Annotated in this window: 1 protein-coding gene; it reads right to left on the bottom strand. The window is 77.4% G+C overall.

The features are described 5' to 3' along the window. A partial coding sequence (locus GT354_RS56490) for a KR domain-containing protein (protein WP_161356528.1) occupies positions 1-522 on the bottom strand: 522 nt, incomplete at its 3' end. Positions 523-607: the final 85 nt, after the last annotated feature.

The following is a 607-nucleotide window of genomic DNA, read 5'->3' as shown; positions in this document are numbered from 1 at the left end:
CAGGGCCTGCCGGCCGACCAGCACCAGCCGCCGAGCCCCCTGGTCCACCAGGTGTTCGGCGAAGCGCAGGCCCAGGGCCCCCAGGCCGCCGGTGATCAGATACGTCCCGTCGGGAGTACACCCGGGAGCGGGGTGCTCCGAGGCCGGGGCGGCGACGAGCCGGGGCCGCAGCGGGCCGGCGTTCGACAACCGCAGCACCTCCTCGCCCGCGTCCCGGGCGAGCACTTCGAGCAGGTCGCGGCAGGCGCGGTCCCCGTCGGTCCCGTCGTCGCGGTGGACCAGACCGCCCCACAGCCCCGGGTACTCGCCCGCGGCGACCCGACTCAGTCCGCGCAGCGCGGCGTGTGCCACCGGACCCCGGTCCGCGCCGTCCCAGGCCCCCGTCACGCACCACAACCGAGGAGCGTCGCCCGCGGGCCGGCGGGCGAGTTCGCGGATGGCGCGGATCACCTCCCACGACGAGTCCGCGACCGCCTTCGCCGTGTCCGGCCCCGGCTCACCGTCGTGCGTGGGCGCGACCACGATCACGGCATCGGACGCGCGGACCCGGCCGCGGAGGTCGGCCGATCGCGCCGGTTGCGCACATCGCACGACGTGCGCCCCGGCG

Origin of the sequence: Streptomyces sp. SID3343 (genome assembly GCF_009865215.1) — a bacterium.
Classification (GTDB): Bacteria; Actinomycetota; Actinomycetes; order Streptomycetales; family Streptomycetaceae; genus Embleya.
The sequence above is the reverse complement of the archived record's forward strand: the minus strand, read 5'-3'. Positions and strand labels throughout refer to the sequence as shown.